The sequence below is a fragment of the Shewanella sp. S1-49-MNA-CIBAN-0167 genome, assembly GCF_040310145.1.
Classification (GTDB): Bacteria; Pseudomonadota; Gammaproteobacteria; order Enterobacterales; family Shewanellaceae; genus Shewanella; species Shewanella psychromarinicola.
In genome coordinates, this window is record NZ_JBEOPO010000012.1 from 89,337 (window position 1) to 102,989 (window position 13,653).

11 protein-coding genes are annotated in these 13,653 nt (G+C 42.0%); 4 read left to right on the plus strand and 7 right to left on the minus strand.

The window, feature by feature from the left end; all coding sequences use genetic code 11:
* Positions 1–85: 85 nt before the first annotated feature.
* The 3 genes from AAEZ00_RS07685 (at position 86) to AAEZ00_RS07695 (ending at position 3,386) form a co-directional block, all read left to right on the plus strand.
* Positions 86–1,300, plus strand: a complete 1,215-nt coding sequence (locus AAEZ00_RS07685) for a pyridoxal phosphate-dependent aminotransferase (protein ID WP_351088503.1) — start codon at positions 86–88, stop codon at positions 1,298–1,300.
* Positions 1,301–1,412: 112 nt separating this feature from the next.
* Entirely contained in the window at positions 1,413–2,000 is a 588-nt protein-coding gene (gene yfbR, locus AAEZ00_RS07690; protein ID WP_101031713.1) for a 5'-deoxynucleotidase, read from the plus strand.
* A 9-nt stretch (positions 2,001–2,009) separates the two neighbouring features.
* Positions 2,010–3,386, plus strand: coding sequence for an anti-phage deoxyguanosine triphosphatase (locus AAEZ00_RS07695; RefSeq protein WP_502959321.1), 1,377 nt, complete (start codon positions 2,010–2,012; stop codon positions 3,384–3,386).
* Here AAEZ00_RS07695 and AAEZ00_RS07700 read toward each other — a convergent pair.
* Positions 3,369–3,617, minus strand: coding sequence for a hypothetical protein (locus AAEZ00_RS07700; protein ID WP_335687459.1), 249 nt, complete (start codon positions 3,615–3,617; stop codon positions 3,369–3,371). The two genes, AAEZ00_RS07695 and AAEZ00_RS07700, sit on opposite strands and share 18 nt — an antisense overlap.
* A gap of 655 nt (positions 3,618–4,272) precedes the next feature.
* On the opposite strand from AAEZ00_RS07700, the gene adhE reads away from it, so the two are divergent.
* Positions 4,273–6,870, plus strand: coding sequence for a bifunctional acetaldehyde-CoA/alcohol dehydrogenase (gene adhE, locus AAEZ00_RS07705; protein WP_351088504.1), 2,598 nt, complete (start codon positions 4,273–4,275; stop codon positions 6,868–6,870).
* A 101-nt stretch (positions 6,871–6,971) separates the two neighbouring features.
* Here adhE and AAEZ00_RS07710 read toward each other — a convergent pair whose 3' ends face one another.
* From AAEZ00_RS07710 to zwf, 6 genes are all read right to left on the minus strand, one after another.
* Complete coding sequence (locus AAEZ00_RS07710) at positions 6,972–7,667, minus strand: aspartate/glutamate racemase family protein (RefSeq protein WP_351088505.1); 696 nt, start codon at positions 7,665–7,667, stop codon at positions 6,972–6,974.
* Positions 7,668–8,146: 479 nt separating this feature from the next.
* On the minus strand, positions 8,147–8,659 hold the full coding sequence (locus AAEZ00_RS07715) for a DUF1993 domain-containing protein (protein ID WP_124011501.1): 513 nt from the start codon (positions 8,657–8,659) through the stop codon (positions 8,147–8,149).
* A 227-nt stretch (positions 8,660–8,886) separates the two neighbouring features.
* Positions 8,887–9,531: a bifunctional 4-hydroxy-2-oxoglutarate aldolase/2-dehydro-3-deoxy-phosphogluconate aldolase gene (locus AAEZ00_RS07720; protein ID WP_101031725.1), complete on the minus strand. Its 645-nt coding sequence runs from the start codon at positions 9,529–9,531 to the stop codon at positions 8,887–8,889.
* Between the two features lie 20 nt (positions 9,532–9,551).
* Positions 9,552–11,378 carry a phosphogluconate dehydratase gene (gene edd / locus AAEZ00_RS07725; RefSeq protein WP_124011502.1) on the minus strand — a complete coding sequence of 609 codons (1,827 nt, stop codon included), beginning with the start codon at positions 11,376–11,378 and terminating at the stop codon, positions 9,552–9,554.
* Between the two features lie 11 nt (positions 11,379–11,389).
* Entirely contained in the window at positions 11,390–12,088 is a 699-nt protein-coding gene (pgl, locus tag AAEZ00_RS07730) for a 6-phosphogluconolactonase (RefSeq protein WP_124011503.1), read from the minus strand.
* Positions 12,089–12,097: 9 nt separating this feature from the next.
* Positions 12,098–13,567: a glucose-6-phosphate dehydrogenase gene (gene zwf / locus AAEZ00_RS07735; protein ID WP_124011504.1), complete on the minus strand. Its 1,470-nt coding sequence runs from the start codon at positions 13,565–13,567 to the stop codon at positions 12,098–12,100.
* Positions 13,568–13,653 lie beyond the last annotated feature (86 nt).

Consider the following 13,653-nt stretch of genomic DNA (forward strand, 5'->3'; position numbering starts at 1 on the left):
CATTTTACTCTTATGCCCCTTCCACAAGAACAATAAATTCGTTATGGTTCGCTAACTTAAGCCGTATTTAGTTATCGAGAGTAGTATGCGACCCATTATCAAATCCAATAAGCTTGATTCAGTTTGTTACGATATCCGTGGACCCGTCCATAAAGAAGCCCGTCGTTTAGAAGACGAAGGCCATCGTATTTTAAAGCTTAATATCGGCAACCCAGCCCCGTTTGGATTTGAAGCACCAGAAGAAATCGTCAGAGATGTCATTTTAAATCTACCGAGTGCGCAAGGTTACTGCGAATCTAAAGGCTTATTCTCTGCGCGTAAAGCCATTGTGCAACACTATCAAGCACAAGGCATATTTGGCGTTGATATTGAAGATATCTACATTGGTAATGGTGTATCAGAATTGATTATGATGGCTATGCAAGGCCTACTCAACACCGATGATGAAGTACTCATCCCCTCGCCTGATTATCCATTATGGACTGCGGCAGCAAACCTTGCCGGTGGTAACGCGGTCCATTACCGTTGCGATGAAGAAGCCGATTGGTTTCCAGAATTAGACGATATTAAACGCAAAATTAGCAGTCGCACCCGCGCAATAGTGTTGATCAACCCCAATAATCCAACCGGCGCAGTTTACAGTAAAGAATTGTTGTTAGAAGTTATTGAGCTATGTCGCCAACATGATTTGATTTTATTCGCGGATGAGATTTACGACAAAATTTTGTATGACGAAGCTAAACATATTCCAGCTGCGGGCTTGTCTGATGATATTTTAACCATCACCTTTAATGGCTTATCTAAAGCGTATCGCGCAGCTGGGTTTCGTGTCGGTTGGATGATGTTATCGGGTAATTTAAAAGCCGCCAAAAGCTACATTGAAGGCTTAGAAATGCTCGCCTCAATGCGTTTGTGTGCCAATGTACCCAATCAACATGCTATTCAAACCGCGTTAGGGGGTTATCAGTCAATTAATGAATTGATATTACCAAACGGTCGCTTAACCGTACAACGTGATGCCGTATATGAATTGCTTAATCAAATCCCTGGGGTCAGCTGTAAAAAGCCTAAAGGAGCCTTATACGCATTTCCGAAGTTAGACATGAAAAAGTTTAATTTACGTGATGACGAACGCTTGGTACTTGATTTATTAAAAACTAAAAAAATTCTGTTAGTACAAGGAACAGCCTTTAATTGGCCAGAGCCCGATCACCTTCGAGTGGTTTTTTTGCCCTATAAAGAAGATTTGGCTAAAGCCCTTACCGAGTTTGGCGAATTCTTAGAAGATTATCGTCAATAGTCTCTTGACACTGCATCTCTAGCACAAAATACTAAGCGACTGAACAGTCGCTTTTTTTTATCGATAAGCTCATGTAAGCTGACTGAATCTATTGAGCGCAGTAAGGAGTCTCATGAGTCATTTATTTGCCCATTTATCGCGGATGAAGCTAATCCAACGTTGGCCGTTAATGCATAACGTGCGTCGCGAAAACGTCCAAGAACATTCACTGCAAGTGGCTATGGTTGCCCACGCTTTAGTGATCATCAGCAATAAGAAATTCGCCACAGACTTAGACGCCAATAAAGCTGCAACGATTGCGATTTATCATGATGCCAGTGAAATTTTAACCGGAGACTTGCCCACACCGGTTAAATATTTTAATAAAGAGATAGAAGCTGAATATAAAAAGATCGAAGCCATAGCCGAACAACGAATGCTTGAAATGGTACCTGATGAATTTAAAGAAGATTACCGCAGTTTATTCATTAGTCAAGATGCTGACCCACAATACAAAGCCATTGTGAAAGCCGCCGATACCTTATGCGCGTATCTTAAATGCTTAGAAGAACAAAAAGCCGGTAACAGCGAATTCAACAGTGCCTGTAAACGTTTAGAACAAATGATAGACGACAACCCTAACCCTGCAGTTGGTTACTTCCGTGATTGTTTTATTCCAAGTTTTACATTGAATTTAGACGAAATTAATCAAATGCTGTAAAGGAATTATATGCCTGATAACACTGTCATGCCCAGTAGTACAGAACATGAGGACTGTTGGCAACAACGTCTACTTGGCGAAGATAAACAACGCCGTAATGATCACCGCAGTCCTTATCAGCGCGATCGTGGCCGAATTCTACATTCTGCCGCATTTCGGCGACTTCAAGCCAAAACCCAAGTGCTTGGTATCGGCATGAATGACTTTTATCGCACTCGTTTGACCCATTCGTTGGAAGTCTCTCAAATTGGTACCGGCATCACCGCACAGTTACGTCGTAAGTATCCAGAACTTAAGTACTTGCTTAACTCTATGAGCTTAATTGAATCGATTTGTTTAGCTCATGATATAGGCCACCCACCCTTTGGCCACGGGGGCGAAGTCGCATTAAATTACATGATGCGTCATCATGGTGGATTTGAAGGAAATGGCCAAACCTTCCGTATTTTAACCCGTTTAGAGCCCTATACACCGTCATGGGGGATGAATCTGACTCGGCGGACGCTATTGGGTGTGATGAAATACCCCGCAACTCATGGGCAGTTATTTGTTGATCAACACCGTCCAGACATTGCCAATCATCGTCAATTAAAACCATCAGAATGGCCACCAGTAAAAGGCTTGTTTGATGATGATAAACCTATTGTTGATTGGGTATTAGATTCATTATCCGAGTCTGATAGACAGTTGTTTATCACTAGTGAGCAAAATCATACTCACGCCCATTACCCACATCTTAAAACCCGCTATAAGTCCTTTGACTGCTCTATTATGGAGTTGGCTGACGATATTGCTTATGCCGTGCATGATCTAGAAGATGCCATTGTCATGGGGATTGTTAATCAACATCAGTGGCAACGCGATGTGGTTGAGCAGTTAACGGAGATCAAGGATAAATGGCTCATATCGGAAATGGCTCAAATAGGTGACAAACTATTTTCCCATGAGCATCATTTACGCAAAGATGCCATCGGTACCTTAGTCAACGGTTTCGTGACTGCGATTGGCATCAGCGCCAATCCACAATTTGAACAAGACTTATTAAAATATAATGCAGAATTAGAGCCAGACTTTGCTTCAGCTTTACATGTACTTAAACAATTGGTGTTTAAGTACGTTATTCGTAAACCCGAAATTCAAATGTTGGAATACAAAGGACAACAAATTGTAATGGAATTGTTTGAAGCGTTTTCCTCTGATCCAGAGCGTCTATTACCGCTCAACACTCGTGAACGATGGTTAGCTGAGTGTAATGAAAACAATAATCCAATGCGGGTGATTGCCGATTATATTTCCGGCATGACTGATGAGTTTGCAGGCCGCTTACATCAGCAATTATTTGGTTCAAAAACCGCAGGCATCATGGAATTAAGTCGCGAGCAATAAGCATAAAAAAGCACTTGGTTGTTCCAACCACCATTGCTGGTCATTCTTATTGGTATACTTGTCCGTCATTAATGGATCTATCGCCATAAACCCAAGGGCATAAACGCTAGCATTGAGACTAGATAGCGCTTTAGTGAGTGGCAAATCGATACCGTACGGCAAAGATGGTACTTGCGACAGTAACAATATTAGCGCGTAAAACACGCTTTTACTGAGCGTCAGTAGTGCCATTTAAACATCAAGCCACAACAATCACTCTGTATAATCACCCTTAAGGGGTTAACAGAAGATGAGTTTGGTTTGAGAGTCACCACGTTAATCTAACCAAAGCATACATTCGGCCCACATTGAATATTGGCCTTAAAGTGAGTCAATCCGCCCTTATAAATATTGATATCAATCACAATTCACTGATTAAGTAAGCAAAAATGCTTTAGTATTTGCTTATATGCATTAATCAGTACTAAGATATTTCATACATTCAACAGACTATTTTCAAACTGTTTGATATGGTTAATTAATTAGGTCAAGGTATAAAGGTAAAAGAATTTCAGTGTAAAACAACTAAAAACACACCCCCAAGTCTATTGACCATTGCACTAGTTGATGACAATAGACCCAGTGATGACTGATTTAACGCCATTATTAAATAGTGCCATAAGCAGATCATCATGTTGAGCGAGTATAAGCGTTAGGCCATATCGAAGTGCTGGATGAACAGAAGTTGAATATTAAGTGGCTAAAAAGCATTCAATGCTGTAATAAAATTACATGAGTTACGCTTTTGTGGTCATCATCACAACAAATATAGCCTAAAAGCTGTAATTTTATTTACAAAGAATATTTTGCAAAACTAATTTGTTGAATATTTTTACAGGAAACCACTATGACAGTCACCAATACGCAAGAGCTAGATTTATTAGTAGAACGCGTTGCCAAAGCCCAAGCCGAGTTTGCCAATTTTAGCCAAGAACACGTTGATATTATCTTTAGGGCGGCCGCTTTAGCCGCTGCAGATGCACGTATATCATTAGCTAAAATGGCCGTAACCGAAACGGGTATGGGTGTATTAGAAGATAAGGTGATTAAAAACCACTTTGCCTCTGAATACATTTATAACAAATACAAAGATGAAAAAACCTGTGGCATTCTATCTGAGGACTTAACCTTTGGTACCATTACCATTGCAGAGCCTGTCGGTATTATTTGCGGTATTGTTCCCACCACGAATCCCACTTCAACCGCTATTTTTAAAGCCCTTATCAGTTTAAAAACCCGTAATGGCATTATTTTCTCACCCCACCCAAGGGCGAAAAACTCAACCACCACAGCAGCTAAAATTGTATTAGATGCCGCAGTGGCCGCGGGTGCGCCTAAAGACATCATTGGCTGGATAGACCAACCGAGTGTGGCACTGTCTAACCAATTAATGACTCATGAAAAAATTAACTTAATTTTAGCTACAGGTGGACCTGGCATGGTTAAAGCCGCCTACTCGTCTGGTAAACCTGCCATTGGTGTGGGCGCGGGTAATACACCGATTGTGATTGACGAAACCGCAGACATTAAACGTGCTGTGAGCTCAATTTTAATGTCAAAAACCTTCGACAATGGCGTAGTTTGTGCCTCTGAACAAGCCGTGATTATTGTGGACAGTATTTACAAGCAAGTAAAAGAGCGCTTTATCAGCCATGGCGGATATATCCTGTCTAAAGCTGAAACCGCAGCAATGCAAACGGTGATCCTTAAAAATGGCGGACTCAATGCTGATATTGTTGGCCAAAGTGCGGTGGCGATTGCTGCAATGGCGGGTTTTGACGTTCCTAGCACCACTAAAGTCCTCATTGGTGAAGTAACTGATATAGATGATGCCGAAGCATTTGCTCACGAGAAGTTGTCTCCGTTATTGGGAATGTATAAAGCAAAAGACTTTAACGAGGCAATGGATAAAGCCGAAGCCTTAGTCACGTTAGGGGGGATTGGCCACACATCAGGTTTATATACCAATCAAGACACCCAAGATGAACGTGTTAAAATCTTTGGTTTTAGAATGAAAACTGCGCGTATTCTAATTAATACACCGGCATCTCATGGTGGGATCGGTGACTTGTACAACTTTAAATTAGCACCGTCGTTAACGCTAGGTTGTGGTTCATGGGGCGGTAATTCAATTTCGGAAAATGTCGGTCCAAGCCACTTGATCAATAAGAAAATGGTCGCTAAGAGGGCTGAAAATATGTTGTGGCACAAACTTCCATCATCTATATACTTCCGCCGCGGCTGTTTACCGATAGCATTAGAAGAGTTAAGTGATAAAAAACGTGCGCTGATCATTACTGACAAATTCTTATTTAATAATGGTTACTGTAACGAGACCTTAAAAATTCTCAAAGCACAGGGTCTTGAAACCGAAATTTTTTATGAAGTAGAAGCCGACCCAACCTTAGCCATTGTTCGCCAAGGTGCAAAAGTCGCCCAAAGCTTCCAACCCGATGTCATTATTGCACTCGGTGGTGGTTCGCCAATGGATGCCGCTAAAATTATTTGGGTGATGTATGAGCACCCTGATGTTGATTTTGCCGATTTAGCACTGCGCTTTATGGATATCCGCAAACGTATTTATAAATTCCCTAAAATGGGTGTTAAAGCCCAAATGATTGCCATTCCAACTACCTCGGGTACAGGTTCAGAAGTGACCCCCTTTGCCGTGGTAACAGATGAAGTAACCGGAATGAAGTATCCTATCGCTGACTATCAATTAACCCCAAATATGGCGATTGTTGATCCTAACTTAGTCATGGATATGCCCAAATCACTCACCGCTTTTGGTGGCATTGATGCTGTTACACATGCGTTAGAAGCTTATGTGAGTGTAATGGCAAACGAATACAGTGATGGCCAAGCGCTACAAGCATTAGACCTATTGTTTAAGTACTTACCAGACTCCTATGAGTTTGGTGCAAACGCGCCAGTTGCCCGAGAAAAAGTTCACAATGGTGCGACGATTGCCGGTATTGCTTTTGCCAACGCATTCTTAGGTGTTTGTCACTCAATGGCGCACAAGTTAGGTGCTGAGTTCCACCTAGCACACGGCTTAGCTAACGCGCTGTTAATCTCTAACGTGATCCGCTTTAACGCGACGGATATGCCAACCAAGCAAGCCGCTTTTAGTCAATACGACCGCCCTAAAGCACTGTGTCGTTATGCTGCCATTGCGGATTATTTAAAGCTTGGGGGTAAAACCGATGCTCAAAAAGTTGACAAGCTGATTGAAAAAATCGAAGCGCTGAAAACAACCATAGGTATTCCTGCATCAATCCAGGACGCCGGTGTTAATGAAGCTGATTTTATCGCCAAACTGGATGAGCTTGCTGAAGATGCTTTTGATGATCAATGTACGGGTGCCAATCCACGTTACCCGTTGATTAAAGAGCTTAAACAAGTGTTATTGGACAGTTTCTATGGCAGAGCTTATAAAGACTAGTCAACTCAATAACAAGCAGTAAGCTTATAACACTTCGCCTTACGAGATAATTATCGTAAGGCGTTTTTTTATACCTTTGACTGTGTAAAAACCTTACAAAACTACTTTGCTAGCGCCAGCATAACAGCGCTGTGAGCATGAATTTGAGTGGTATCATACAAAGGCACATTGGTATGTTGTTGCTGCACCAGTAAAGCTATTTCAGTACAACCTAAAATCACTGCCTCGGCTCCTTGAGCGAATAATTTATCAATAATACTAAGATAGCATTGTCGAGATTGCAGATTAATCTTGCCTAGGCACAACTCTTGATATATCACATTATGGATTAATATTTGATCGTCTGGCGAAGGCACAATGACTTCGATCGGATAGTTATCGGTGATACGCTGCTTATAAAAATCTTGATCCATAGTAAAGCGCGTACCCAATAAGCCCACTTTACCGATACCGTCGGCTAACAACGCCTCGGCGGTGGCATCGGCGATATGTAAAATAGGAATAGAGATTTGTGCTTGAATGTCATCGGTCACTTTGTGCATTGTATTGGTACAAATCAACAAAAAGTCAGCCCCGCCCGCTTCAACAGCCTTAGCCGCATTTGATAAATGAATGGCGGTATCGTCCCACAACCCTTGATGTTGCAATATTTCAATTTCAGCAAAATCGACACTGTACAGACAAATTTTGGCCGAATGAAGTCCGCCTAAAGTAGACTTCACCCCTTGATTAATGGCCTGGTAGTAACTCAGTGTTGACTCCCAACTCATGCCACCTATCATACCGATTGTTTTCATGTTCACTCCTACAACTGAATAGCAAAAAGTCCCTATAGACATTATTGGCCAGATGGAACCTTACTTCGAAATAACACACTTATATCCTAAGCCGTATTATCGTTATTCAGACTTCGGATAATATAACCTCAATACAAAATAAGAGATAAGCCAAATAGATAAAAGTCAGCATTTTTGACGTATTGCATATCAAACTTGCCTAGCGTTTTGCTAACAAGACCCATTTATATGGAAATATCTGCCTCTGACAGGTTATTACAACTGCATTAGTTGGAAAAAAGTTGCTTATAACCGTTTATTATCTCAAATGCCGCTATCTAGTAATAAGCCCCCTTCGGCCGCTATCCACAACTTACCCTATTGTTGTTTAGTAGACTTTATTTGGCTAGATAACAAAAAACCAGCTCATGCTGGTTTTATTGACGCCATTGACACTGGCGATTTCTGTTGGCGATTACTGTTGGTCACTAGTGGCTCAGTTACGACTTAAATGACATTGCACCTAAGTAATCTTTTTTACCAACCTCAACCCCATTATGACGCAAGATTGAATAGGCTGTTGTGATATGAAAATGAACATTAGGGATTGCATGTTCAAGTAAGAAATCGTGGCCGGTAAGGTACTTATCGTTCCAACGATGATGAGTGATCTTGCGGGTTTGGGCACCAACAAAATCTTCTGCTTTAAAAGTGGCTAAATAACCAATAACCGAGGTTATGCGGGTTTGTAATTCTGCCACAGTCGTTTCATTATCTTCATGTTTTGGTGCACGGTCTTGTTGACCCGTTAAACGCGCAACCGATAATTTTGCGGTATCACACGCGATTTGTACTTGGCGAATTAAGTTAAATTGATCTGCTGCTAAACGTGAGTTAAGTAATACCGACATTTCAATCTTTTTAGCACCGGCAAAGTCTTCCCCTTTCGCAAGAATTGAACTTAAGTTATTGAGCATTTTACTAAATTGCACAACCGTTAAATCATAAAACATAGAGAATACCTCTTAAAAATGAATGAGCTTGCATTGTTTTAGGTCTAAAACATCAATAATCGTATACTTATCAACAATAACGCTTAGATTATCAGCAACCCTTAGATTACATCAAACTGAATAATAAGAACTTTACTTAAATTAAATTAACTTAATGATATACACAGTAAACTATCGATAATAAAAAACCAGCATAAGCTGGTTTTTTAGGTCACACAATCAATGTATTACAAAGCCGCCAGGGCTTCTTTACATAATTGTGTAATGCGATCCCACTCTTCGTTATCTACAGCATCAGTCGGTGCAATCCAGCTGCCGCCAATGCAATCAACATTTGATAATGCTAAATAATCTTTATAAGTCGCTGGGCTGATCCCACCAGTTGGACAGAATCGGATCTCAGAAAGTGGGCCAGAGAAAGACTTTAATACATTAACGCCACCCGAGGCTTCTGCAGGGAAAAACTTGAAGTGAGTGTAGCCCAACTCCATACCCACCATAATCTCTGAAATACTCGCGACACCTGGAATTAACGGCACAGTGCCTTTCTTGGCCGCTTTTAATAGATCAACCGTTGCACCCGGGGTAATGATAAATTGCGAACCCGCATCAATAGCTTGTTGTAACTGGGCTTCATTTAAAATGGTCCCTGCACCAACCAATGCTTCTGGCACTTCTTTAGCAATTTTAGCTATCGCTTCTAACGCACATGGAGTTCGTAAAGTGACTTCTAAGACACTAATGCCGCCAGCCACTAACGCTTTTGCTAATGGGACAGCGTGTTCAAGTTTATTAATGACCATGACCGGAACAACCGGGCTGCGTTTAAACACGTCTTGTGGTTGGAGCAACCAATTATTAGGCTCAAGCATATTACAGTCTTCCTTTGTCGTTAATATAATTCATCAATCGCATTAGTACTGCGAGCACCTGTTTCTGGGCTGCTCAAACTGCTACGTAGCGCGCCAAACAACTCACGGCCCATGCCATAACTTGAGTGATGTAAATCCACTATCCCTGCGGTTCTGCTTGCAAGTGTCTTCTCGTCAACAAACAGGGTTAATTCACCCGTTGTAGCATCAACACGAATTAAATCACCGTTCTCAACTTTGGCAATCAAACCACCGTCTAGCGCTTCTGGGGTTAAATGAATGGCTGCAGGTACTTTACCTGATGCACCTGACATACGGCCGTCAGTCACTAGTGCAACTTTAAAACCTTTGTCTTGTAGGGTACCTAAGTAGGGTGTGAGTTTATGCAGCTCAGGCATCCCGTTAGCTTTAGGGCCTTGACCTCTAACAACCACAACACAATCTCTGTCAAGCTCACCCGCTTGGAATAGTGCATCAAGTTTGTTTTGATCATCAATCACAATCGCAGGACCTTCAACTACGCGATTTTTATCGGGCACGGCAGATACTTTAATCACTGCGCGGCCTAAGTTACCTTTGAGTAACTTCAAACCACCGTTATGTTGAAATGGTGTATCAAGGTGAGTTAACACTTCTTTGTCTAAGCTTTCAGTGACACCATCAACCCACTTAAGCTCGCCATCAAGCAAACGAGGTTCTTGGGTATAACGACGTAAGCCATAACCTGCAACGGTATTAACATCTTCATGCAATAGGCCGCCATCAAGTAACTCTTTAACCAACAACGCCATGCCACCTGCTGCATGGAAGTGATTAATATCGGCATGACCATTTGGATATACGCGGGCTAATAATGGTACTGCATCAGATAAATCAGAAAAATCATCCCAATTAACGATAATGCCAGCGGCGCGAGCTGCAGCGACAATGTGCATGGTTAAGTTAGTTGAACCACCGGTCGCGAGAATACCCACAATGCCATTAACTACTGACTTTTCAGAGACCAGTTCACCAATCGGAGTGTACTGTGTACCCATTGCGGTTAGACGGCACACTTGTTTGGCAGCCATTTTGCTTAATTCATCACGTAATGGATCATCAGGATTAACAAACGATGAACCAGGTAATTGTAACCCCATGATTTCAAGCATTAACTGGTTAGAGTTAGCTGTACCATAAAAGGTACATGTGCCGGCGCTATGATATGACTTAGCTTCAGCTTCAAGCAATGCGGCACGATCAACCTGCCCTTGGGCAAATTGTTGACGAATACGCGCTTTTTCTTTATTTGGAATACCTGACTTCATTGGACCAGCAGGCACAAATAACATCGGCAAATGACCAAAGCTTAATGCACCGATTAATAAACCTGGAACGATTTTGTCACAAATACCCAGTAGTAGCGCACCATCAAACATATTGTGCGACAAACCTACCGCGGTAGACATAGCAATGACTTCACGACTCAGTAAGCTAAGTTCCATGCCTGGCTGACCTTGGGTCACACCGTCACACATGGCAGGAACACCTGCCGCGACTTGTGCCACACTACCCACATCCATACACGCTTGCTTAAGCATATTTGGATAAGTTTCATAGGGTTGATGTGCTGACAACATGTCATTAAATGCAGTCACAATACCAATATTGGCTTTCGTTAGCTGGCGTAAAGAATCTTTTGCTACCGGCTGACAGGCTGCAAAACCATGGGCCAAATTGCCACAACTTAATGCACTACGATGAACCCCTTGGGCTTTGGCATCGTTTAACGCGGTTAAATACGTTGATCGAGATTGTTGACTACGAGCAATAATTCTATCGGTGACGGCTTGTACTACTGAATGCATGGTAAAACTCCTTACGCGCTATAGAACACATCAACGGGCGTTTTATGCTGCGCTAATACGGCTCTAATGGGCATTTGGGTAACATCATCATTCTCGAGAGCCTGATGATATACAGTTAATTTTGGTTCTCCGACAAGATGCAAATAAATCTGACGACTATTTAAAATGGCATCTTTAGACAATGTGATGCGTGCATGCGGCGCGGTCGTTGGGTTAACAGCTACACATACCGCTTTGGTATTTAATGCATTATCAAGCTCTGCACTGCAAGGAAACCATGAGCATGTATGGCCATCAGTACCCATTCCCAGTATCACCACATCAAAAGGACGAGGAAAATTAGCTAACGATTCGCTGGTCATATCGCAACCCGCTTCAGGCGTCGCAAACATATTTTTCAAACCGCGAAACTTAGCGCTAGCGGCGCGATTTTGCAGAAAATGCTGACGAACCAATCTTTCATTTGAATTATTTTCATCAGTTTCAACCCATCGTTCATCAGCTAAAGTAATATAAACATCACTCCAGTCAACAAGCTTATGACTTAATAGCTCAAATAATTTCACGGGTGTTGAGCCACCAGAAACCACTAAGCTGGCTTTACCACGGGTATCAACAGCATCTTGTAATTGCCTAGCAATTTTATCGGCCAATTTAGCGTCTAAATCAGCGGGTGTATTGAACGATTTAAATACGGCTTCTTTAATCATGTCTACTCCCTACTCGTCCCAAGAACGACCATCTTTGGTTATCAATGCAACGGATGCAACAGGTCCCCACGTGCCAGCAGGGTATGGTTTGGGTTTTTCGCCACTTTCTTCCCATGACTGAATAATGCCATCGACCCATGTCCACGCTTGCTCAACTTCATCACGACGAACAAACAGCGCTTGATTACCAAGCATGGCTTCAAGTAACAAACGCTCATAAGCATCTGCAATGCGTTCATTTTTAAACGTGTCACTGAAACTTAAATCAAGCTTAGTGGTTTGAAGGCGTTGCTTTTGCTCAAGACCTGGCACCTTGTTCATCATCTGAATTTCAACCCCTTCGTGAGGTTGCAAACGAATAGTCAGTTTATTCGGTGGGAGATTACGGTAACTTGCCCGGTATAAGTTATGCGGTGGATTTTTAAAGTACACCACAATTTCACTGCTCTTAAATGGCATACGCTTACCACTGCGCAAGTAGAATGGCACGCCAGCCCAACGCCAGTTATCGATATCTACACGTAACGCCACAAAGGTTTCGGTATTCGATTGGGTGTTGGCATCTTCTTCTTCGAGATAACCAGGAACGGGTGAGCCTTTTAGGAAGCCAGCACTGTATTGACCCCGAACAGTATTTTCATACACATTCTCTTGATTAATGGGACGCAATGACTTAAGCACTTTTACTTTTTCGTCACGAATACTGTCAGCATCTAAATTGACCGGTGGATCCATCGCAACCAAGGTTAACACTTGTAATAAATGGTTTTGGATCATGTCACGCATTTGCCCAGCGCCATCAAAGTAGCCCCAACGCCCTTCAATACCCACTTCTTCAGCAACCGTGATCTGGACATGATCAATCGTACGGTTATCCCATTTAGAGGCAAATAAAGAATTAGCAAAACGCAGAGCAATTAGATTTTGTACCGTTTCTTTACCAAGATAATGATCGATACGATAGACCTGATTCTCATTGAAGAATTCAGCCACTTGGTTATTAATTACATGTGATGATTCCAAGTCGGTACCAATCGGCTTTTCAAGCACAACACGGGTATCAGATTGAATCAGGTTTTGTGCATGTAAACAGCGGCAGATGACACCAAAAATCGAAGGAGGCGTTGCGAAGTAATTCACCATGACGCGTTTACTGGGTTCAAGTAAATCGTGGAAGGCACGATAACCTTCAGGATCTTTAAAATTGGTACCAATATAATGACAACGACTGAGGAAGCGCGCTAGCGTGGTTGGGCAAAGTTCGTCTTTTACAAATGTATTTAATGCTTTAGTAACGAGGGCGATAAACTCTTCTTGAGTAAATGCGTCTTTTGCTACACCGATTACCTTGGTTTCTTTATCAAGCAATTCTGCTTTATCTAGCTGATATAGGGAAGGTAATAGTTTACGCCTAGCTAAATCGCCTTTAGTACCGAAAAGTACGAAGTCACAAGCCTTGGCTCCAATTGATTTGCCCATTGCTTAAAGCTCTCCTGATTATATGTGTGTGTCATGTTCCAATTTGGTCAATGAATAAATGAATAAAAGCACACTTTTGTTGTAAT

Excerpts from the sequence above, each read along its gene's own strand:
- AAEZ00_RS07685 (WP_351088503.1), top strand. The coding sequence starts at position 86 with ATGCGACCCATTATCAAATCCAATAAGCTTGATTCAGTTTGTTACGAT.
- yfbR (WP_101031713.1), top strand. The coding sequence starts at position 1,413 with ATGAGTCATTTATTTGCCCATTTATCGCGGATGAAGCTAATCCAACGT.
- AAEZ00_RS07695 (WP_502959321.1), top strand. The coding sequence starts at position 2,010 with ATGCCTGATAACACTGTCATGCCCAGTAGTACAGAACATGAGGACTGT.
- AAEZ00_RS07700 (WP_335687459.1), bottom strand. The coding sequence starts at position 3,617 with ATGGCACTACTGACGCTCAGTAAAAGCGTGTTTTACGCGCTAATATTG.
- adhE (WP_351088504.1), top strand. The coding sequence starts at position 4,273 with ATGACAGTCACCAATACGCAAGAGCTAGATTTATTAGTAGAACGCGTT.
- AAEZ00_RS07710 (WP_351088505.1), bottom strand. The coding sequence starts at position 7,667 with ATGAAAACAATCGGTATGATAGGTGGCATGAGTTGGGAGTCAACACTG.
- AAEZ00_RS07715 (WP_124011501.1), bottom strand. The coding sequence starts at position 8,659 with ATGTTTTATGATTTAACGGTTGTGCAATTTAGTAAAATGCTCAATAAC.
- AAEZ00_RS07720 (WP_101031725.1), bottom strand. The coding sequence starts at position 9,531 with ATGCTTGAGCCTAATAATTGGTTGCTCCAACCACAAGACGTGTTTAAA.
- edd (WP_124011502.1), bottom strand. The coding sequence starts at position 11,378 with ATGCATTCAGTAGTACAAGCCGTCACCGATAGAATTATTGCTCGTAGT.
- pgl (WP_124011503.1), bottom strand. The coding sequence starts at position 12,088 with ATGATTAAAGAAGCCGTATTTAAATCGTTCAATACACCCGCTGATTTA.
- zwf (WP_124011504.1), bottom strand. The coding sequence starts at position 13,567 with ATGGGCAAATCAATTGGAGCCAAGGCTTGTGACTTCGTACTTTTCGGT.